Below are 22,211 nucleotides of genomic sequence, written 5' to 3' on the forward strand. Positions count from 1 at the left end.
CGGCTGCTGCATATGGAACCTGAACTTTCAGGCCAAGAGCAGGTGACTGCACGTTTGCTTGAAAATTTTCTCAACCGCTATCAACCCGATCAGCTGCTGACAGGTCTGGCGGGTCATGGCTTAGCTGCAATCTATGATTCTGGGCAGGCAGGCCCGACGCTGCTTTTACGAGGGGATATGGATGCCCTGCCGATCTATGAAAGCAATGATTTCATTTACCGCTCGACCTATGATGGCATTTCGCATAAATGTGGCCACGATGGCCATATGGCGATTATCGCAGGTCTTGCCCCCCTTTTAAAGGAAACGCCTCCGCAAAAAGGACGTGTGATCTTGCTCTTTCAACCCGCTGAAGAAACGGGGCAAGGTGCAAAGGCAATCCTCGAAGATCCACAGTTTCAAACCCTTAAACCGGATTATTGTTTTGCAATGCATAATTTGCCCAGTTTTCCTTTGGGAGAAGTCGTCATTAAAGACCAGGTCTTTGCAGCAGCCTCTGTGGGTCTGCAAATCGAACTCCAAGGAGCAACCTCACATGCCGCTTATCCCGAGCGGGGCAAGAGTCCTGCCCTGGCTTTGGCCAGACTGATTCAAAGCCTGGAAGCCCTGAATCAAAACATTCAATCCCACGAAAATTTTTCACTTTTGACCGTTGTTTCTGCCCGTTTGGGCGAAGAATCCTTTGGCATCACACCCGGTGAAGCCCGTCTGATGGCAACCCTGCGCAGCTATGAGGATCAAACCCTGGAAGATCTGCGTCAGAAAGCCCTCCACTGTGCAGAAGCCATTGCTCAGGAATACGGACTGGAAATGGCTTTCAGTTGGCATGATTACTTCCCTGCGACCTGTAACCACCCTGAAGCTACTGGCATTATTCGTGCCAGTGCCCGAGCCCAAGGCTGGACAGCCATGCCTCCCGAAGAGCCTTTTCGCTGGTCAGAAGACTTTGGCTGGTTTACCCGTCTGGCTCCAGGTGCCCTTTTTGGATTGGGAGCGGGATTTAATCTCGCTTTGCACAGCGCAGACTACGATTTTCCAGAAGCATTGCTGGCTCCAGGGATCCGAATTTTTCAAGGCATTCTAAACGAACTCGTTTTTGACTGATTTCTAGCTTTTATTATTTTATTCTGAATCCAATCCTCTGCTTTTTTATTCATTTCTTGATCTTTCACACTTGATATGTTAAGCTTGTTTTTATAAATTATAATATTTTACTTATAATTTTCAGAAAATAGGTTTTTATCATTTTTTCAATCAAGGAGAAACCTCAGAAACCTTAAGCAGCAGGAGAATTCAAAATGCAAACTCAAGTTAAAAGCCGTTACCAACCCCTTCAAATCAAAGCCGCACGACGCGAAGATATGCCGCTCGTCGCACAAATGATTCGCGCCTCAGCAGATTGGTACGCTGAATTTGTCGATCCAGAAGACCTGAACGAACACTATGTCGATGAAAATTGGCAAACGCGCAATTTTATCAAACGGGATTTTTATCTGGGCTATAACGAAAAAAACCAGCCCATTGGAACCCTCTCATTGCAATACTTCAACAACTACGCCTATATTGGCTATCTTTATCTTGACACCTCTGAAGTCGGCAAGGGCTATGGCCATACCCTGATGAACTTTGCCCGCAGACAGGCATTGCAAAAAGACATGGAAGGTCTCTGCCTGATTGCTCACCCTGAAGCTGTATGGGCTGTCAAAGCCTATGAAAAATTTGGTTTTGAGTGTCTGCACACTGAAGAGAAACAGATCTTAAGCTGGAACCAGGAAGCCCTCAAAGGCTATTACGAATCAGGCTTTCACCTCTATCATTACCCCTTTAACGCTTAAGTGCCTTTTTAAAAGCTTAATAAGCTTGGGGGGCTGCCTGCGTCACAGCAGCCAAGACCTGCATCTGTTCCTGACCTGAAATCAAGCCACGGGCGGCCGCATCTGCGGCTGCCTGGTCGGCATTGTCAAACAGAACCATGCCTTGAAAGCGGGCATCAGAGGCCTGAGAACCCGTCACATTGTGAATATACACAGCCTGCACCCGGCCCGGAAACTCAAGTGCAATTTCACGATAGACCTCAGGATCCTTTTCGCCACTGTCTCCGACCAAGACGAAGCTGCGATTGGGATAGGTTTCAAACAGCGTCCGAATTTTACCCAGTTTATAATTAAACTGCTCAGTCGGATTGTCCCGACCCGCTCCCAACCCCATATACTTGAGGTCCATGGCTCCTTCGGGAAAACCATGCAGGGTTAAAAAAGTCTCCAAACGCGGGGCAATATTTAAGGGGCTGCCAGAAACATAATTCACATCGCCATCGATCTTGCCGTCGGCATGCCGATCCAGTGCCGTCAGAAATTCAGCCATTCCTGGCACCGGCTGCTGGGTATAGGGGTTTTTAAATAAAAGCGTTTCCATCATTTTGGTTTTATTCACAGCGTGGGAAACCTGTATCGTATCGTCAATATCCGAAATCACGCCACGACTCATTTCAGCAGGGTTCTGAAGCACCACTTTGCCCAAACTTGGCAGCGAATAATAGTGTTTCTGGCCTGGAACCAACTGGGCTTGAACAGGCAAATAGCCTGTTTCCTGAAGGCCCGGAGCAGAAAGTTTAAGCTCAAAAAAGCCTTCATGATCTGTTTTTACACGGTGAATTTGGCCCAAAACAGTAATATCAACCCAAAGATTTTGCTTGTCTTCAGCTTTTAACTGATGGGCTGTACGGCGCAAATTATCCAGCCAATTGTCTGAAACAGAAGGATCAGAGGCTTCAGCCTCAATCACCCGCCCTTTCACTGAAAAACTTTGCGGCGTACCATAGCTGGTATACAGGGGAATATCCAATTTGGTGCCACGCATCGAGGAAAAATTTACATAGTGTGTTTCTGAAGCAGGAGCCGCATGGGGAACACTCCCTGTCGCCAGATTCATCGTTTGAAATTGATCCTGAGAAAAAATCTCTTGAGGGGACTTGAGTTGGATACTTGAATTCAAACCTGTATTGGCACCGGCAGAAAGTGCTGAAGCAGGGGGTTGAAGATCGGGCAAGCTCGGTACGGAGAGCGGTTTCAGATTCATAATTTGCCTTTTTGGACTGTCAGATAGCTTGATTATAGCAGGCCAAAAGTGTTTACTTGCCTTATGCTGTGAACTCAAATCCAAACAGAAAGTCTTTAAAAATGAAACCCTTTAAGAACTCAGATTTTGAACAGGTCTTTAGGCAGACCCAAACCATTGCAGTGGTTGGGCTTTCCGACAAGACCTGGCGTGATTCCTATCGCGTCGCGCGCTATTTGCAGACTGCTGGCTTTAAAATCTATCCTGTCAATCCTGCCCTCGGAGAGGTGCTGGGAGAAAAAGCCTATCCCGATTTGCTCAGCCTGCCTGAGCCTGTCGATTTGGTCAACGTCTTCCGCCGCCCGGAGGAAGTTCCCGCGCTGGTGGAACAGGCCATTGCCCTGCCCAGCAAAGCCCTTTGGTTGCAATTTGGCGTGATTCATCATGAAGCGGCCAACGCAGCGCGCTCTGCAGGCCTTGAGGTCGTCATGGATCGCTGCATCATGATTGACCACGCTGAGTGGACACGAAAATAAACATCTGTGTTTAAAAATTTTTTGAACTGGGAAAATGAGAATAACAATATCTAAAGCAAGAGTTCAAACGAACGATGACTGAGCCAACAAAACCCTGTCTCTCCCGGCCCCATTTTCCCAAACGTCTCAAGTTCAGAGGGCAATCCTATTTTCTGGTCTTAAAACGTTATATTCCAGAATGTCAGACCTATGCCATTTACCAAGGCCCCAAACTGCTGATCCGGGGAAAGCTTCACGACCATTATCAAATTGCAGATGCTGAGTTAAGCTTTCAGGCAGAAGGTTCCAGCCTTCAGGAAATGCTGCACAAACTGGCTGAAATCCAAAAAAAAGTCAGCCTTCGCGGGCCAAACCGGCTATCCAAAGGCCGGCGCCCGTTATCTGGTACTCAGCATTCAACCAACCCGCGCCGATAAACTCCCGACAGAGCAATTGGGTTTCTTGCGCTTCGCATTGGAGCAAAACCTGCAAGACCGTTTCAAACATATCCGTGTCTGGCCAGAGCGAATCATAGCGATCCCGCAGCATCAAAACCACCAAACGCCAAGATTCCTGGAGCAGGGTCAAACGAATTTCAGATTCAGACTGCCCTTCAGATCGGGCCTTGTCTTCAGTTCGCCAAACCTGATCGGCCACCAGTGCGTTCAGTAATTGGTCGAGGGGATCGCCCTCCTGGGCATTCGCAAGCGAGGAATGGGTATGCATAGCGTTATTATAGGGCAGCCCTGAGAGAAGAGCCAGAGACTTTCCTTAAGTGGTGAAGCTGCAAATCTGAAAGAGTTGGGTTTCTATCTCGCGAATGATTTGCTCAGGATGCGCAAAGGGAGCTGCTAAAACTTTGGCACGCAAAGCCTGACGATCTTTTAATTGAAAGGGTTGAGTCAGCAACTGGGCGGCCTGTGCAAGAAACTCCGCTTCAGAGGCCGCACACCATTCTCGATGCCCAACCTGTGCCAAGAGACTTTGATTGCCACGCATGGGTCCTTCCAGAGCCAGAACAGGCACCCCCATCCAAAGCGCTTCACAGGTCGTTAGCCCCCCATGGTAGGGATAGGCATCCAAGACCAGAGCCAAGCGATTGTAAAAAGCAAGATAATCATAATAGGCTGAACTGCATTCAAAGACCAGCCGTTCCGAGGCTATCCCCCACTGCTGAAAGCGCTCCCGAAACACCTGACGGGTATCAGCACTGCGAAAACAGGCATGCTTGAAAATCAGCATAGACCGTGGAAACGCGTGCAAAATTTGCGCCCACAGTTCACAGATTTTGACAGAAATTCGCCCAGGATGATGAAGGCAAGCCAAATGCAGACGTTCAGTGGTTTCCTCCAGCGGCACTGGCTGCTGTGGAACAGACCAATAAATCCAGGAAGAGAGGAAAAGCGGCAACTCACTTTGCAGGGTGTCCTGCGCTTGAGGTGTTGAAAGACGATCTGTAAACCGGTATTGTATGGCCGAGAGAGCTGTCTCGGTATTGAAACACAGACCCGAGATCTGTATCGGTGCAGGTTGATATGCCATCAGCGCCAAAAGACTTTGCGAAGTATGGCCACTGAGATCAATCAGGATATCCAGCTGATCGGCAGCAAGCCGCTCAGCCATGAGGGCAGGGTCTGAAAAAGAAAGATCCAGCCAGTGATCAGACAAAGCCTGCAATTGCTGGGTAGCAAGATCATGGCGTTCACGGCCTGAATAGGCCCAAATCTCAATTCGAGAGCGATTGTGTTGCGTCCAGAGGGTTTGAATCATTGGAAAAGTAGAATGCAATCCAAAATCTGGAGAGAGGTAGCCCACCCGCAGTTTGCCATCGGTTCGTGGGCTTGAAGCTGCTCTCTTTTGCGCTACAGCAAACCTGTGATTCCAGCCCTGAAAAGCCAGCTCTCTTTGTTCAGGCAGGGTTTCAGCCAAACTCTCCAAGCAAATCAAATATTGCGAATACAGTCGGGCCCAGCTCAAAGTGGAGGCAAGGGAAATGGCTTGCTTTTTATCATAAGCAGCAAGTGCCTGACTTAAAAGTAAGGCGGCCTGATCCGTTTTTCCCAAGGCTTTATATACTTCGGCCTGTCTCTGAATGTTTTCAGGAAGCTGAGGCAAATCTGGGTAAAGCGCCAGGGCTTTTAAATAGGCTCCTTGCTCCTCATAGGCAGCCGCCAGATAGGGCCCCAAACTGGGTTCGGCCTGTTGCGCCCAAGCCCTTTCCAATAAATTTAAAGCTTCTGAGGCATATCCCTGGGCACGCAAATGCTGAAACCAGTGAAGAAGCCACCCGGCTGGCAAAGCTAAAATTGAGTTTGAACCCAACCATTGCCAGACCTTGAAACGCTCGGGGCTCTCCCAAAGCACAAATGCCCACCAGGCGAAGACCTGCAAGGGATACAAACTGGTTTTCGCTTGATTAAAAGCCTGTTGAGCGGCAGGAAAATTTCCCTGCCGCCCCAAATAGGCACTGGCCCCAGCCCAGAGCAACCCTATGTCCCATTCAGGGAAATAAAACTCCAGAAATTGCTTTAAAATCTGAAGACTCAAACGGGAGTGAAACTGATTCAAAAGTTTGAAGCAGATCTGCTCCATTTGAGACAAATTCTGACTGACAGCTAATTTTAAAATTTCTAATTTCCAAAGCGGAAAGGAACTTCCTTCACTGAAAAGCGTTTCAAGCTCGGACAAAGCCAGGGAAAAAGCATCGGTTTCGGCATTTCGCCACAAACAATAGGCGCGCAGATAGGCCTGCTCAAGACGTTCAGCAGGGGAATGCCGCTCTGGCAGAGAATCGGATAGATATTTCTGACAAAGCGCATTGAGCATCGATTCAAAATTTTGCATATCCCTATTCTAGGCTGCAGCCAAAGCAAAGCAAACCTCAATTGCTTTTTTCAAGAAACGTTTTCATCGCCAGCGATCAAAAAGTCTATGTTATGATAAAAACCAGCCAAACTGAATAAAATCAAGCGTTTTAAAAAGCTAAATACAAATCAAGATTAATATTAAGTTAATAAACTGAGATTGGGTATCCGGGGGAATAAAATCTAAATCATGGATCTTTCAGCACTTTCTAAGATCTCATCCAAAAAAACGCAGAATATGCAAGATGAGCGTCAAAAGCGATTTGACAGGCTCTATCGTATGGGCGCAGAATATCTGAAACGAGCAAAAAAAACGGATTTCAGTGATCGTTCTTTGGTCAAAAAAGCGGGAATCTGTTTCAGTCAGGCGATTGAAAATAATCGCAGAGATCCCCGTCCTTTGGTCAAATTGGGCTATATCTCCACTGTTTTTCGAGACACAAAATTGGCAACCCGCTATTTAAATGAGGCTTTGCGACTGGACCCAGAGAACAAGGACGCAAAAAAACTCTTGGCACATATTGAAAAACAGTCCACCCAAGCAATTAAAAATTTGAAAAAGGACAAGGGGCTGAGCTTACAAAAGGTTCAAAAACTTTCTGAAGCCGCCCCCGTTACAGGCAAAGCCTTTTATCTCCAAACCCAGGAACTGATACTGACTCAAATTCGCGAATCCTTTGAGCGGATGCAAGGCATTCAACCCACTTTGGTGCCGATCAACCTGCAAAAATTTGAAGAAATTCATCAACAGCTTGAAACCAATTATGAAGAGCTCAATCAAAAGCTCGATCAACTGGAAGAAGAGGGATTTGATATTGAGCCCCTTGAAAGAGACTTTCAGAAATTAGAAGTCAATCTCAATCTGATGGAGGATACCTGCAAGCTTTCACGCAAAATGATTGCCCTGAAAAAATCTATTCAGGAAGAAACCAGCAAGGTTCAAGACTGGAATCAGGTTCTGGAGATGCATCCTGCCCCAGAAAAAAAAGCTGAAATTGACAGCCATTTTGATGAAATGATGGATCGCAGCGATGAACTCGCTGATGAATTGGATGAACTGGAAGGCTCTGGTTTTGATATCCAAGCACTGATGAAATATTACAACCAGTTTTCAGCGGCATGTCATCGTCTTGAAAAACTCCTGGAAGATTAAGTTATAAAATTGAAATATTTGGGTATAAAGAAAAACAGCATTGTATTTGAAGCGCCTGTGAGTCAGAAAAAAGAGAGGTTCAGTGTATGCAAGGATTAGGTGGTGGTAGCTCTATGATTCGGGGAACAGGGCCCTTAATGGCTCCCAGTTCCATTGCCCCTACACGTACAGCGACGCCAACAGAACAACCAACCAAGACAACAACCCCCAACCCTTCTGCTTTTGAACCCAAAGCGACCCAAGTCATTACCACCGACAAAGAAGCCATTTGCTCTGCGGTAGACAATTGTCCTCAACCCGATGGTTCAACCCCTGAAATTCCAGATGAAAGCACAGGTTTTGAACAAGAATCGGTAGAAAGCTTGGATCAGGGTTTTGAAGCTGAGACAGGCGAAGTCGCTGAAAGCGGCGAATCAAATGAAACCGAAGCCACTGATGAATCAGGCGGGTCAGACGAAACCGAAGCCACCGATGAATCAGGCGGGTCAGACGAAACCGAAGCCACTGATGAATCAGGCGGGTCAGATGAAACCGAAAGCAGCAGTGGAACAAGCGAGTCGGGAGGAACTGAAGCGGCTCAGACAGATAAGGATGGAAACGAAGCTCCCTCCGTAGCCGCTCATGCGCCCCAAGATCTCTCACTTTCAAAAATGGCAGCCATAGGTGGAAAAATAGGCACAGGGGCAGCTAAAATCAATGAAGCTGTACAAGCTGTGCGCACACAAAATCAGGGAAAAACCCCCACAGCCTCCGCTACACCGGGTGGTGCAGCCAAAGTCAATTCTCATTTGACCACAGCGAAAAACATCGGCACTTTATTGGATGGGGATGCCAATGCCGCCGATATCAAAGCGGGTTCCGAGCTTTTGGGTGATGCCTCAAAAGCACTTCAGAATTCTACACGTGCCGCACAAGTCGGACAGGTACTTGGACAAGCAGCGAAGGTGGGTACGCTTGTCGGTTCAACCGTCAATCTTGTAACGACGGTTTCGAACGGCCAATTACAAGCCAATATCGCCAAAGCAGCAGAAGATCCCTCGGCTCAAAATCTCGGTGCGGTTGCAAATGACAGCAAAGCCCTGACCACAGCAGTTCAAGGCGTCACCAATGGTGCCAAGGGCGCTCAGGCGACCCTCGATGCAGTTCACGCGGCTTCAACCGCAAGAACCGCAGCCACCACAACGGGTCGCGTAGCTCTGCGCACAGCAGAAACGGGTGCCCACGTCGCAGCAAGTGCTAGCCGTGCTGTGGGCCGTCTGGCTCCAGGCGTCAATGTTGCCATGGCCGTTGTGGACACAGCTGTCGCGGCCACCGACATCGCCAAAGCGGTGCAAAATCCCACCACAGATAATGTTGTAAACGCAGCATTTAGCAGTATTACCGCAGCGGGCTCGATTGCTGCGGCTTCTAATGTTCCGGTGGTATCTCAAGTGGGCGCCGCCGTAGCAACCGTTTCTGATGCCGCCAAATTGGTCTACAACAATCGGCATGAAATTGCGGCTGCCGCTGATAAGGCTGCCACGACAGTCACCAACGCAGCCAGCAATGCCGTCAGTGCCGCCAGCAGTGCTGCCAGCAGCGCTTATACCTGGGCTAAGAGCTGGTTTTAAGCCATGAAATACGCAGTTAAAGAAAAATCAAACGCCTGGATAGATGTCTCCTTTCAGCTATCAAACGCTGAACTGGCCATGAAACAAAGGCAAATTGAAACCCGCTTGCCACAAAAACCCAGCCCAGATGAGCTTAATAAATTGGTTCGTCAAACGAGCATGCGTGATGCGGTACAAGCCTATTTAAAAAAGGAAAGTCTGACCACTTGGGGGCTTCCTCGCTATAAAGTTGTACAGGAAGCCACTGAGTCTGGTCTAAATTTTATTTCCAGGCTCTCCTTGCTTCCAGAAATCAAACTGCCAAACTATGAAAACCTACAGTTAGAAGTCAATCCTGTGCCCATGCCCACCGAAGAAGGCATGCAAGCAGAACTGTTTCAGTTGAAATATTTGGTCTCTAACCCTGTAGAAGTTACGCGCGGTATTCAGTGGGGCGATATTGTAGAATTGGGTTTTAGCGCCTTTGACAGCGAAAATCAGCCCATTCCCTTGAGCACCCGTGAACGTCAGTCCATGATTATCAACGGTGCACTGTTTTACCCTGAATTTTTAGAACAGATTTTGGGCCTGAAAGCAGGAGAAAAATTTGAATTTCAATTCAAAGCCCCTGCTGATTATTTTCATCCACCTGCTCAGAACCAGGCAGTTACCTACCGCGGAATGGTTTATCAGGTGATGGAACCCCAGCATGTGCAATCTGATCAAGAGTTTCTCGAACGCGTGGGTGAGTTTGAAAATATGGACGCCCTTTACGCACAAATTGCCGAAGATGTCTTGATTCACAATCAAAATGCCTGGCAGAAAGAATTGCGTCAAGCCGTGGTTCAGTTGCTCAATCAAAATACAGAAGTAACATTTTCTGAAGAACTCTTGCAATCTGAACTGCGCTCAGAGTGGGAAAGACTGGAGCGGGATCCTTTAATCGCATTGGGATACGCCGAAACCATACTGGAACAATCCTGGCTGGCTTGGCAAAGTTTGCCCCCTCTCAAAGAACAAACTAAAAATAAGCTCAAAAACAGTTTGATTCTGTATCAAATCGTTAAAGAACAAAATCTCACCGTAGATCCCAGTGAGGTGATAGCGCTCATGATGGCCACGGCTGATACTTTCGGTGGAGACAGTCCTGAAGCCTTGTTTATGGAATTAAAACGAAGTAAAAAGCTCGATTCTCTCGTAGCGCAGTTTGAATCTGAAAAAGCTGTCGACTACCTCATGGGTCGGTTAACGGTTATTTGTCAGGGAGAAGTTTTGATTTCACCTCAAGCGGAATAAGCCCTGCAAATTGTGTTAAAATGGGGTACTTCCTGCGTTCTGGAGACCTCCATGTCAAAATATCTGCCTTTGCTCTGTAGTTTGGCTTTGTTTTCCTGCCAATTGCCCTCTTTCTTGCCACAAACTCAACCGACAGCTCGTTTTCTCGCTCAATCAAGCATTCAAGCTTCAGCGATTTCCGGGCAAACCATTGTCCGTCTGAAACCAGGCAATGCACCTGAAGCATTCGCACAGAAACATGGGTTACGCCTCAAACACAGCTTGGGCTTGGGCATGTATGTCTTTGAAGGGCTCAAGCCCTTTTCCGTTTTGGCGAGCGATCCGGCTGCGGTTTGGGCAGAACCCGATTACAAAATTCAATTGCCAGCCATGCAAGGGCGCAATCTCTCGGCCCCCCTCCCCCGCGTAGAGAATCCAATGCTGCCCAATGATCCCCTGATTCCAGCAGAATACGGATTTACCCTGACAGGCACAGATAAAATCTGGCAACGTCAGCCCGGACGCCCCGAAGTGATTGTCGCAGTCGTAGATTCAGGCATTGATGCCAGTCATCCTGAATTGCAGGGCCAGGTCGTGGAAGGCTTTGATTTCACAGAAAAAGTACCTGTTCCTGGTGGAATGCATGATGGCTATGGCCATGGCACCCATGTCGCAGGTGTGATTGGCGCCAAAGCCAATAATGGCATCGGCATTGCAGGTATTGCACCGGGATGCCGTCTGATGCCCGTACGTATTTTCAATAATTGGGGAAGTTCCGAAGGGGGCCTCTCAACTCAGGCGATTCTCTGGGCTGTGGATCATGGAGCCAAAGTGATTAACGCCAGTTGGGGCAGCCCCATGTTAGGTGAGGCCGCCAAAGCGGCCTATGAATACGCCATCGCCAAAGATGTGGTTTTTGTAGCTGCCGTCGGCAATTCAGGCAAAGAAGACACCGAATATTATCCTGGCGCAAGCCCTGAAGCCATCGGTGTTTCTGCCGTAAATGCTGATGATCGTTGGGCCTCTTTTTCAACCTTTGGCGAATGGGTGGATCTGGCGGCCCCCGGTGCAAATGTGCTCTCAACCTATCCCCTGGCCCTGGGCAATGGCTATAAAATCATGGATGGAACCTCCATGGCTGCCCCCTTTGTCACGGCTGCCGCCGCCTTGGTGCGCAGTGAACACCCCGATTGGAGCCAGGCACAGGTGCGTGCGCAATTGGAGCGCACAGCCAAAGACGTGATTATGACAGGAAAAGACAAATATTCAGGCTTTGGGCGTGTCGATATTGCCCGAGCGGTTCTGGAGCCTCTTCCAGCCCGCCCCTGATGTCGGATCGCTTACTTTTAGAAGAGGCTTGCCCGGCCTCGCAATCGCTGAGCTGGAAAATTCATGCCCAGGCTTTTGCACAGGAAGGCATGCAAGCCTGGTTGGATTTTCGTATCCCCTACAGCGTGACCGGCAATATAGCCCTGGCCCGCCAAAAAGCCTATGTTTTATTTGAAAGCCTGCCACAGGGCACAGATCCTGTCTATGTCTTGGAGCTGGGAGCTGGCCCTGGTTTTTTTGCCTGGCATTTTCTTCAGGCCTGGCAGGAGCTGGCCCCAGACAGGCCAATACATTACCTTTTAACCGACTTTTCCCGTGCCACGCTCGAAGGGGTGGCAGCACGCCCCGCCTTTCAGGTCATGGTTGAAACGGGATGCCTGGGTATTTTTCAATTGGATACCCCAAGACCTGAAGCCCTGGTCGCCATTTCAGAAGTTCAGTTCGAAATCCCCAAGCAGCTTCATGCCATCATCGGCAATTACTATGCCTGCACCTTGCCAACCACGCTTTTGTGTTGGCAGGAAGAAAGACTGCAGGAACGCTGGTGTAAAACCTGGCTGCACCTGCCAGAGGGTTTTCCAGATCTCAGCCCTGAGCAAAGTCAAGCCCTCAAACAGTGGGTTTTAGAGCTTGCTGTTTCGCAAAAGATCTCTGCGCAAGCCCTGCAAAACCTGCATGCAATTTTTAGTCAGGAATCCCCCGACACCTTGAAAAAGCTGACCAAATGGGCCGAAGTTCTGCCTTTTGAACTCATGAATGAATTGGATGAAAGCAGTTATTACGAACCAATTCAATTCTCGGGTCTTTCAGAGAAAGAAATTCAACTGCTCTTGAACGCAGGCCAAGCGCTGAGAGAGCAAAGTTTTCCCTGGCCCCAGGGGCTTTGGGAACGGCTCAAGCAACTGGAAAACTGGCTAGCACCCAATGCGCTCTTCTTTTTATCGGATAAGGGTTACTACCTCAGCTCGCAAAGTGTTCCTGCCGATCTCTCTCAACCTTCCCTGCATGGAAACACCCTGGCCTACCCCCTGCATCTGGATCTCATCAGTGATTGGTTGCGCCTACATGGCTGGCAGACCGCACATACTCCCTATCCTTTTGATCCCCTGCAAACCTTGGTCGCAGCCTGGAGGCCCAGCCCCCAGAACAGCTGGAGAGAAAACTTTGCTGCCCATTTTATTTTGCAAAACAATAATTTAGATGCCGCCCGACTGGTGCGTGCAGCTCAGGATTATCAGACCCAAGGCGATGATCAGACCGCTGTGGGCTTTTACCAAAAGGCACTGCGTTACCGTCCCGGAGAGCCCCGCATTGTGCATGAACTGACAGCTTGCCTGATTCGGCTGGGAGCCTTTCGCTTGGCGGAAGAAATGCTCGATATTCCGGTGATCGATCTATACCAGCAATTTGATTTTGATTATCAACGGGGCCAGATCGCTTTCTTTCTGGGGGAACCAGCGCAAGCTATCGAGTCTTTTCAGCTCTCACTCATCGAGCAGGGAGAATACGCAAGCGTTTATTACAGTCTGGCCTTGTCCTATTTGGCATTGGCACAGGAAGCAGAAGCAAAAGACAGCCTAAAAAACTGTCTGAAACTGGAACCCCACCACAGCGCAGCCCAAACGCTCTTAGCTAAAATTCAGACCCCCTGAATTCTGCCCGATAGCACTGGGACAGGCTACAATAGAAGCACCTTGATCCTGGAAACGAAGCTATGCGAATTATTCTCTACACTGGCAAAGGCGGTGTAGGCAAAACCACCCTTTCTGCCGCAACAGCCTTAAAAGCGGCCCAAATGGGATACCGAACCCTGATTATCAGTACAGATCCTGCCCACAGCCTGTCCGACTCTTTTGACTTGCAACTCTCCGATGAACCCACTTCTATCCGTGAAAATTTATGGGGCCAGGAGATTAACGTTCTCAAAGATATTCACAAATATTGGGGGGAGCTTCAGGCCTCTTTAAGTGCACTCTTAGTCACCAAAGGCTTCGACAATGTTGTGGCCGATGAATTAGCGGTGATGCCTGGTATGGAAGAAGTGGCAAGCCTCTTACATGTGCATGAAAAAGCGCAATCTGGGCAGTTTGACCTGATTATTCTGGATTGCGCCCCCACGGGTGAAACCATCCGCTTGATCAGCATGCCCGATATCATTGACTGGTATATTGAGAAAATGTTTTCGATATCCCTGAAAGGCGCAGGCATTTTCGAGCCTGTGCTGAAATCAGCCTTGGCCATTCCAGGTCAGGCCGTATTTAAAGCCATTCAAACCCTTTTTGGCGGTGTAACCGCCTTACAAGCGCAATTGATCGATCCTGCAATTACCTCGATCCGAGTCGTGATGAACCCTGAAAAAATGGTCTTGAAAGAAGCCCTGCGCTCGTTTACTTATTTTTCATTGTTTGGCTACAATGTTGACTTGGTCTTACTCAACCGCATTGTTGAAGAAACAGGGGATTCTGAACTCTTACAGAGCATGCGCACGGTCCAGGCGGGGTATATCAGCCAGGCCAAAACATCATTTACGCCAGTGCCCATGAAACAAATCCCCCTCTTTGTGGGTGAGATTGTCGGGCTTGAAAACCTCGAAAAAATTGCAAAGGCGACTTTTTCAGCGCAAGAAGATCCCACCCAAGTCTATTTTCAGGAAAAGATCCAGGAAGTTCACAAACTGGAAGGTGGCGAATATCTTTTGAAAAGACGCTTTCCACCCTTTGAAATTGAACGGTTTGATTTGCGAAAAAAAGGGGATGAACTCATTCTCACGATCGGCAATGTCAGAAGATCGATTATTTTGCCTCAAACCCTGGCCATGCTTGAGCCTGTGAAGGCAGAATTTCGCAATGGAGAATTGCAGGTCAGGTTTCGCTGACTGTACGCTCGCGCAAACGTGCCAAGGTGTCCCGAATCGCCTGTTTTAAAATCCAGCCCTTTAAACTGGGAGATTGTTCCTGACCTTGCAATTGTTTTAAAAGTCGCAGAGCTTCAATCCGGGGAAAATAGTCCAAAACCTCAATCACACTGCGCAGCAAAGGCCACGGCAAACCTGAGTGAATTAGTTTTTCAAGCGTTGCAAGAATCCAACGTTCACCTGTTTTTGCCAATTGCACCAGCGCAATACGTTGCCAAGCCAAGGGCCATTCCTGCAGATGATCCAAAAGATAGTTAATCGCCTGGGGCTCGCGACTGGTTCCCAAAATTTCAAGGGTTTTTATTTTCTGCTGCGAATCCTGAATACTTTCAAAGTATTCAATCAGACGTTGAAACGCCTCAGGCGTTTTAAATTCAGCCAAAGCCTGCAGTACGGGGAAATGCTGATCGGTAGGTTCACTTAGATTCAAACGCTTCAGTAAAAGCGGAAAAACAGAATCCAATTGCAGCTTGCCCAAAGCCATCAGACAAATCGCACGCAATTCAGAATTAGACTCAGCTTCGGCTGACTGCAAAAGCTGAGACAAAAGCGTAAAAGCCTGAGTGGCTTTCAGATCTCCCAACGCTTCAATCGCGGCATAGACCACCCCGGTGTCCGAATCCTGAAGACAGGCCATCACCGCTGAAATGACTTCTGAAGCACGTGTTTTCGCCAAAATACGCAAGGCTTCCCGCCTTAACTCAGGATGGCTTTCCTCAAGCATCGGCAGAAGGGGCTGCCAACGCAAATCTTTGCCAAAACTACTCAAGCTTTTTAATAGCGCCAATTGCAAAGGATGGGGAGACAGGGGCAAGAGCTGCCAAAGTTCGTCTTGACCTTCAACGCAACCCTTCTTTAAAAGGGCTTGAATCAATAAAACACGCGCCTGAACATGCTGGATTTCATGCAAGGCCAAACGCAAATCCTGGGCTTCATAGCGCACCAAAAGAGAGAGGGTCTTGGGCTCTCTTTGCGGTGAAATCAGAGCCCAATTCAATACAGCCTTCAGCGAAGCAGACCCCCAAGCCACCAATAAATCTTCAATCTGTAAACCGTGCTCAGGGTCTTCGAGAAACTGCGTAAGGCATTCTGCCCAATGAGAAGCTGAACTTATATTCCAAAGAACCAAAACCAAGCGGAGATTTTCAGAGGCTGCCTGCTTCAGCAGCGCACCCAATTCCTGTGCAGAAAGGGTCTGTTGATTGACCAGGTGCGCAAACAAGGCTTGCCAGTCTTCAATAAATTCTTCGGGCACGTGAAATTGAAGGATTTCAGGCAAAATGCGCAAGCCCCGTTCACGCAAGATTTCTAAAATCAGTTCACGGGTTTCCGCTGAAATATCTTCGCAAACCCAGCGCCAGAGGTTTTCTGCTCCCCCCTTTAAACGCCTCAGCGCCAATGCTGCACGCAGTTGGTCGCCTCGCTCAGCCCGCATCAAAATTTGTATCAGCCAAGAAAGACTTTCTTCATAGGGTTCAAGCCGCAAGAGCAACTCAAGCCCTTCTCGCACAAAAAGAGGGTCTTGGCTTCTTTGGAGTTCTTGCAATAAAAAGGGAAGCATCAGATTTCCAAAATTTAGCAGGTACTGTAAGAGGCGTTGACGCAAAAGTGCAGATGAAGACTGTTTTAAGAGACGCAGTGCAATCGGCAACCCGCCGGTGTTTTGAAATCCCTCTAAAAAATATAGACTGTTTTCCTGAGCCTGGGGGCTCATTTCACGTAAGCTCAAATGTTGCAAACGCTGACAGACCACATCCCCATTGCGGTTTAAAAGCGGCAAAATTTGTAGAAAAAGAACCGAAGAAGCCTCAAGAAACTCTGGTAGAGCATCCAGAGCACCCAGCCCCCCATAACGCGCCAATAACTGATAGGCCTGTTCCTGTTCTGAGGGCGGGGTATCTGCTCCAGCCTGTTCCAAAAGCAGACTTTCCAAAAGGGCTCTCAGCTCTAAAGGAGCAGACTCTGGCAACTCCAAACAATTGAGTTTGAGTCCCCAACGCAAGGCCAATAAATAAATCGACTTGCCTTTCTCTGGTGGAATTTCCAATAAACGCTGAATCAAATGGATCTGATCGGCCCGAACAAAACGGTAAATCTGATTCAAGCCTCTGCTTAAACTGGTTTCAACCAAAGCAGCCCGCGCTTCATCCGTTTCATCGCAGAGCCACACCGCAAGGGCCATCAGTTCAGAAGCCACCAATTGTGCGGGATCTTTTTGCAATAAAGCCTCAAGTTGCTGGCCAATATTTTCTGCGGCATCTAAAAGCGCAGGTTTAAGTTCTGAAGGGGTTTTCGGCAAAACGAGTAAATCCTTTAATTGCAGCATGACCCGGTAAGAGGCAGTATTGCTCAAGGTCTGCAAAACCTTCAGAACCACCTCAGGCTGGGCATCTGAAAGCATTTCCAAAAGATAATTTTCCACTTCCTGGCTCCAGGGTTGAGCGCCCAAAGCTTCGACTGCTTTTTTTCGTACAAAATAATGTGGATGTTTTAAACAATCAGCCAACCAGGCTTGCAGTTCAGGATCGGCCAAAGGGCCAATCGCCTGTACAATATGCGCCACCAAATCCCAATCTTTACTTTGTAATAATTGCAAAAGCCGTTCACGCGAAGCAGGCCCATGGGGCATGCGATAGAGCAAAGCTTTGAGAATCGGAGCCCGCAATTCCCAGCAAAGCGGATCCTGCAAAATCAAGAAAAACAGGTCTTGTATCCCGGCATCCAGATTGAGACTGATTTCAATCAGCAATTCCAGAGCTGAAAGACGCAATTCAGGCTCGCCATGCAAAAGCAACTGACTCAGTACACCAACCGATCGCAAGGCATCCTGCGCAACCATCTGCTGAAGAATACGAAGTGACTTATCATGACTCCAGGCCCGCTCAAGTTCAGCTTCAAGTGCCTCAAACGACTTCATAGACGCACACTGCCAATCGCAATTTCCTGTTTTTGAGAATCCACATAGAGTGTCGCACCTGAAAAATCTTGATCAAAATAACGTGAATAGCCCCCAATCGTCACCGTCACCCCAGCATAAATATGATCGGTAATGATAATTTTACCTGTGTGGCTGGAGACCGGAATTTGACTGAGCTGCTCTGAAATTTCGTTCACCCTGAGCAATAATTGTTCTCGCAAGGCTTCTAAGGCAGATAATAATTCACGTGTATTCTGGCGCACTCTTGCAAAGACCAGCGATTCACCCACCCTGTCCAATTTTTGGCGATAATATTCAAGACGTTTTTTTAAAAGAATTTCCTGGGTTTCTAAAACAGGATCCATCCCCACTTTTAAATAGGTCTTGGTATTGGAGGGCGAACCTGCAATCCGGGCCTGGATTCTTTTTCCGGCAGAGACAACCCCCCCCGCAATTTGCCCTTTGCCTGAATAAAACCCAACTTTGACCTCATTTCTGGCATGCACCTGACTGTGAATGACAATATCTGAAACAGAAACTGAATCCAAAGCCAAAACCTGAGAATGTTCAATAAAACGACTTTCCAAGTTCTGTCCTGCCACAATCCGGCTGTTGCGATTGCCCACCATTCCCTGCCGGGCCAATAAATGTCCCTGAGATTTAATCCAGGCAGCTTCAATCGTACCGTCTACCAAGATATCGCCCAAAGCTTCAAGGGCATAGCCCTGAAAAACAGTACCATCCACCAATACTGTTCCTGGGAAATAGATATCACCCGTCGAGGCCCCTATTTCAGCGACATGAAAAACAGGCTCTACGTAGACGGTATTGCTGCGCACCCGAATCCGCCCTGGAATACTGGAAATCAAAAGATTGGAATCATGCGCAGCAACCTCTGCTCCTCGAGAGGGGCCAAAAGGCAAATCATGCCCTTTTTTCTGAGGCACCTGTCGCTTGAGAAGATTCATGCCCGGCTTTCCAGGAGATGGGGGATGCCGACGCATCAAAGGAACGCCCATCTCCACGGTTTTCATCAATTGCAAATTATGAAAATCAACCCGTTGATCAGACAAAACCAAGGGTTGGCCTGAATGGGGTGGCTCTTCTACCAGGGCTTCAAAATAGGCGTCTTCACCGTCCACAGGAAGCTCTCCCTGTGCAACCAATAAACGCACCGGCACTTCACTCTGAATCAGTCGCTCCAGAATATCTGGCAATACCCCATAGACAATCCGCTGTTCCCGCAAAAGCAGAATCAAATCATCCAGACAGGCCTGCTGCCCCCCATAGGCTGGGGTCAGAGAGATCCAGGCCTGCATGCGATCCTTGCTAAGCTCCAAATCAAGTTGATAAGGTCTGGCTTCCGCAATCGTACAGGCCAAAGGATTCTGAGGTGCTTGATAAATTTTGAGGAGAAAGGATTCCCAGATTTCTTCAAACAGAAAAAAATCCAGAAAGTCCTGCTCCTCAAGGAAATCTCTCAAGTCAGAACCCTGTGGAGGGTCTGCCCCTGGAACCGGCTCCCAACGGGCCAAGACCGTGGAGCCCAAATGTTCAAAACTCAGTGACATCCAAAACCCCGAAAAAGGCTCAGGGCGTTTCAGTCTCCGATTTGGTTTCAGGCTCTGCGGGCCCTGCAGGCTCAGCGTTCTCTAAGTCGCTATCCCCCAGCATTTTACCTAATAATTCAAAATCGACCTGATCCATATCCACATCAATCAGGAAAACACCTTCAGCACCGCCGTCCTTGTAGCTGCCACCTGCCATCATCGATTTCATGGCCTGCAAAGTAGGCAAAAGGGTTTGAACCTCTTCATCTTCACCCATGAAAAGTTTCACCAAACTCACTATTTTGCCGAGATCCACGAAGAACATGCCAGCATCTTCCTGAAGCGCGTATTTTTCACGCAAGGCTCTGAAATAGCCATTGTCATCCAGGCTGCTGTCCTGCGCATGGGCGTAGTCAATCGCAGATTTCAAGGCGTCCATATTGCTGCCAAAAAACCACAGGTTTCCAACACGGGTATAGCCGGCCTGAATCCCCATTTCATTTTTAAGCCCTTGAGCTGCAGGGGTCATATTCGCCATATACAAAGGCGCTCCCCGATAATGGGCCTGAGGCGTTTTCGGAAAGGTAATATTCAGGGCCTGTTTTTTCTTTTGTTTGCCCTTTTTCTCAGCGCCTGTCTCAAGCGCATCAAAATCAAGTATTAATTTCTGAGTAAGGGTCTTCAAAAAAGCATCGTTGTTTTTGACACCCAAATAGATCACAGTATGCGGAGGCTGGGCTACAGTTTTGACGGTTTCAGGGTAAAACATCGCCAGACCGACACGTCCATCACTGTGAGAGAGTATATCCTTGTCAAGATCCAGATGGGTCAGAGAACGGAAACCTTTGTAAACAATTTCATCAATCATCTGACGTGCTTCAGCCTGATCTGCCAAAAATGATTTCAGCCCCATGGGCAAAAGATGAAAACCTTGAGAAGCCCCAAACAGCAAAGGTCTTTCAGGCGCAGCCTTCAAAACAGTCCGCAAGGGGGCCATGGGATTGCGAATAGCCTGTTCTGCCTGGCGCAAGTATTTGCGCTGGGGGGTGTCGGGCCCGTCCTGGCGAAAAGTCACAAAGGATTTCAGACGCAACCCTCTTTTGTTTATATCCAAACCCATCGCAAAGCTATTGTAGAGGTTAAAAGATTTTTCAAGCTCCTGAATAACTTCTTGGGATTCTTTTTCTGAGCTTTCGGGAATCAGGTTGGCAAATTTTTTCAAATTGCGGGGATTAAAGTAAACCCAGAACTTTTCTTTTTCCATGGATTTAAGCGTTCCCGCAAACTGACTGTCTGTGCCCAAGGATTTTCCTGAGGCAGCCGCTTGAATCGCTTGCTCTAAGAGAGAACGGCTGCCAAAAAGTAAGGTATTGCCTGAAAGGGTCATAAACACTTCAGCTTTGGCTTCTTTTGCCCCTTCTTCTTTTTTAGCAAAGCCGTAAAAAGTATGTCCTTGATAGTCAAATTCCTGAAGCAATTTATCTTTATCAGCAGTCGCTTTATCTTTCAGCTTGGCAACCACACCTGGAAAAAGTTTTTGATCGGCAATATCAACGGCAATCAGAGCAGGCAAGGCTTCTTTGGCAGTAACATTTTTTTCGTAAACGGCAGCAGAAACATGGCTGCCAAAGAGAGGCACCAAATCTTTTTCTGCATCCAGGCCCAGCCCCTGCCCAAGTGCGGGCAGAATGTCTTTCATTCCATCTTCCACCATGGTTGAAAAAGGTTTACGCCCTAAAAAATAAGACCAGTCATTTTTATCTGTACTGATTGCCATAAAGGCATCTGCACCGGGGGGAGTATAGCGGAGATTATCTTCAAGACTGGCCCAGGCCGGCGTTATCCAAAGACTCACAGCAGCTAAACTGCTCAGTAGGGAAAGAGAAAGTAATTTAGACTTCATCAAAAAGCTCCTTGCTCAATTTTGGGGCCAAATTTCAAATTCCTGTGCAGGCCATTCAGGCCGCAAACACGTTTCAGTATAGCCTGTTTAAGAGGCGAAGAGTACCCTGGTTTGCTTTGCGCTTTCCAGCATCAAACTTATACTTATATTAAATCTACCTTAACCAAAAATTAATATTATTTTTGGTTTTCCTCACAAGAATATTTAAGTTTAATGCTATAAAAGATTAAAGAAAGATTAAATTCACGCCCTCTGGGAAGGATGCCTCAACATGAATTTCTCCCGCGCCAGTCTTGCCTTTACCCTTTTATTCAGCACGGTTCTCAGTGCCTGTGGTACACAAACCCTGACCGTAGCCACCCAATCCCCCCTCCAAAGCGCTTCTGTTCAAGCCGCTGCCCGTCAAAGCACTCAAACCCAGAAATCTCCTGTAAAAACAACGCAAGTCACCGTCAACAATCTTTCTCAAGAAAAACAGGCTTTGGCTCTGCAACCCGTTTCCGCTGAAACAGTTAAAGCCCAGCTTGAACTGCGGGCTCAAAAGGCTACCCCCAAAGCAGACGAAAACACGCCCCTGTATAGCGCCACTGAACTTGATGCCCTGAAAAAATTAGAAGCTTCACTTGCAGACCAAATCAAAGAAGAAGACCAAAAGAATGCTTCTACACAGGGTTTTAAAACAAAATCTGCCGATCATGGCAAAGATATTGAGATTGAGATGTTTCTTTATAACCCCAAATACAGCAAATCTGCTAAGTTTTGGGGCATCGACAATGCCAATGAATTGCTCATGGCAGGTCGTTCTCCCTTGCGCCGTTGGTTATTAAAACGAAAATTTGAAGGGCTTTGGGCTCCCCGTGGTTTTGAACAGCAAATTCTTTTCTGGGTAGAACAAGCAGATTTGCTTAGAATTACAGGTGTCAGCCGTGATCAAGCTTGGCTTTTGGTCGCAAACGGGATTACCAGCGTACCCGATCTGGCCCGTCGCAATGTGATTGAGCTCGGTGCCCTCAAGGTATCTTTGGCTCTAATGGCCTTTCAATATGGCATGGATGCTCCCAGCCTCGATGAGTTAAAAGACTGGACCGAAGAAGCAAAAAGCCTTGAGCCGCTGATTTATTAAGATCGTTTCAAAAAGAAGAGTG

The 22,211-nt window shown here is 48.0% G+C and carries 16 protein-coding genes; 10 read left to right on the top strand and 6 right to left on the bottom strand.

Annotated features, from left to right (window positions below; translation table 11 throughout):
* Positions 1–12 precede the first annotated feature (12 nt).
* Complete coding sequence (locus COW20_17380) at positions 13–1,104, top strand: amidohydrolase (GenBank protein PIW46232.1); 1,092 nt, start codon at positions 13–15, stop codon at positions 1,102–1,104.
* A 194-nt stretch (positions 1,105–1,298) separates the two neighbouring features.
* The gene (locus COW20_17385; protein ID PIW46013.1) at positions 1,299–1,835 is read left to right on the top strand and encodes a hypothetical protein; all 537 of its coding nucleotides are present in this window, start codon (positions 1,299–1,301) and stop codon (positions 1,833–1,835) included.
* A gap of 16 nt (positions 1,836–1,851) precedes the next feature.
* On the opposite strand, the gene COW20_17390 is transcribed toward COW20_17385, so the two are convergent.
* A complete protein-coding gene (locus COW20_17390; protein ID PIW46014.1) occupies positions 1,852–3,078 on the bottom strand; it encodes a hypothetical protein in 1,227 nt (408 codons plus the stop codon).
* A gap of 101 nt (positions 3,079–3,179) precedes the next feature.
* Here COW20_17390 and COW20_17395 point away from each other — a divergent pair, with 101 nt between their 5' ends.
* Positions 3,180–3,593, top strand: coding sequence for a CoA-binding protein (locus COW20_17395; GenBank protein PIW46015.1), 414 nt, complete (start codon positions 3,180–3,182; stop codon positions 3,591–3,593).
* A 333-nt stretch (positions 3,594–3,926) separates the two neighbouring features.
* Here the strand turns inward: COW20_17395 and COW20_17400 are convergent, their stop codons facing one another.
* Together COW20_17400 and COW20_17405 are read right to left on the bottom strand one after the other, a co-directional pair.
* Entirely contained in the window at positions 3,927–4,298 is a 372-nt protein-coding gene (locus COW20_17400; GenBank protein ID PIW46016.1) for a hypothetical protein, read from the bottom strand.
* Positions 4,299–4,343: 45 nt separating this feature from the next.
* Positions 4,344–6,416, bottom strand: coding sequence for a hypothetical protein (locus COW20_17405; protein ID PIW46017.1), 2,073 nt, complete (start codon positions 6,414–6,416; stop codon positions 4,344–4,346).
* 210 nt (positions 6,417–6,626) lie between these two features.
* Between COW20_17405 and COW20_17410 the strand changes: the two genes are divergently transcribed.
* The 6 genes from COW20_17410 (at position 6,627) to COW20_17435 (ending at position 14,657) form a co-directional block, all read left to right on the top strand.
* Complete coding sequence (locus tag COW20_17410; protein ID PIW46018.1) at positions 6,627–7,589, top strand: hypothetical protein; 963 nt, start codon at positions 6,627–6,629, stop codon at positions 7,587–7,589.
* Positions 7,590–7,702: 113 nt separating this feature from the next.
* Positions 7,703–9,199: a hypothetical protein gene (locus COW20_17415; protein ID PIW46019.1), complete on the top strand. Its 1,497-nt coding sequence runs from the start codon at positions 7,703–7,705 to the stop codon at positions 9,197–9,199.
* Between the two features lie 3 nt (positions 9,200–9,202).
* The gene (locus COW20_17420; protein PIW46020.1) at positions 9,203–10,474 is read left to right on the top strand and encodes a hypothetical protein; all 1,272 of its coding nucleotides are present in this window, start codon (positions 9,203–9,205) and stop codon (positions 10,472–10,474) included.
* 51 nt (positions 10,475–10,525) lie between these two features.
* A complete protein-coding gene (locus COW20_17425; protein PIW46021.1) occupies positions 10,526–11,782 on the top strand; it encodes a hypothetical protein in 1,257 nt (418 codons plus the stop codon).
* Entirely contained in the window at positions 11,782–13,434 is a 1,653-nt protein-coding gene (locus COW20_17430; GenBank protein PIW46022.1) for a hypothetical protein, read from the top strand. Before COW20_17425 ends, COW20_17430 begins: the two co-directional genes overlap by 1 nt.
* Before the next feature lie 62 nt (positions 13,435–13,496).
* On the top strand, positions 13,497–14,657 hold the full coding sequence (locus tag COW20_17435; protein ID PIW46023.1) for an arsenic-transporting ATPase: 1,161 nt from the start codon (positions 13,497–13,499) through the stop codon (positions 14,655–14,657).
* Here COW20_17435 and COW20_17440 read toward each other — a convergent pair.
* Genes COW20_17440 through COW20_17450 form a run of 3 tightly spaced genes read right to left on the bottom strand, consistent with a single transcriptional unit; the run spans position 14,644 to position 21,066 of the window.
* Positions 14,644–17,613 (bottom strand): hypothetical protein, encoded by a 2,970-nt coding sequence (locus COW20_17440; GenBank protein PIW46024.1) that lies wholly within the window; start codon positions 17,611–17,613, stop codon positions 14,644–14,646. The genes COW20_17435 and COW20_17440 overlap by 14 nt on opposite strands.
* The gene (locus tag COW20_17445) at positions 17,610–19,184 is read right to left on the bottom strand and encodes a hypothetical protein (GenBank protein PIW46025.1); all 1,575 of its coding nucleotides are present in this window, start codon (positions 19,182–19,184) and stop codon (positions 17,610–17,612) included. The genes COW20_17440 and COW20_17445 overlap by 4 nt, the downstream gene beginning before the upstream one ends.
* Before the next feature lie 19 nt (positions 19,185–19,203).
* Positions 19,204–21,066 (bottom strand): hypothetical protein, encoded by a 1,863-nt coding sequence (locus COW20_17450; GenBank protein PIW46026.1) that lies wholly within the window; start codon positions 21,064–21,066, stop codon positions 19,204–19,206.
* A gap of 271 nt (positions 21,067–21,337) precedes the next feature.
* Between COW20_17450 and COW20_17455 the strand changes: the two genes are divergently transcribed.
* Positions 21,338–22,189, top strand: coding sequence for a hypothetical protein (locus COW20_17455; protein PIW46027.1), 852 nt, complete (start codon positions 21,338–21,340; stop codon positions 22,187–22,189).
* The last annotated feature ends 22 nt before the right edge of the window (positions 22,190–22,211 follow it).

The sequence above is a fragment of the bacterium (Candidatus Blackallbacteria) CG13_big_fil_rev_8_21_14_2_50_49_14 genome, from assembly GCA_002783405.1.
Classification (GTDB): Bacteria; Cyanobacteriota; Sericytochromatia; order UBA7694; family UBA7694.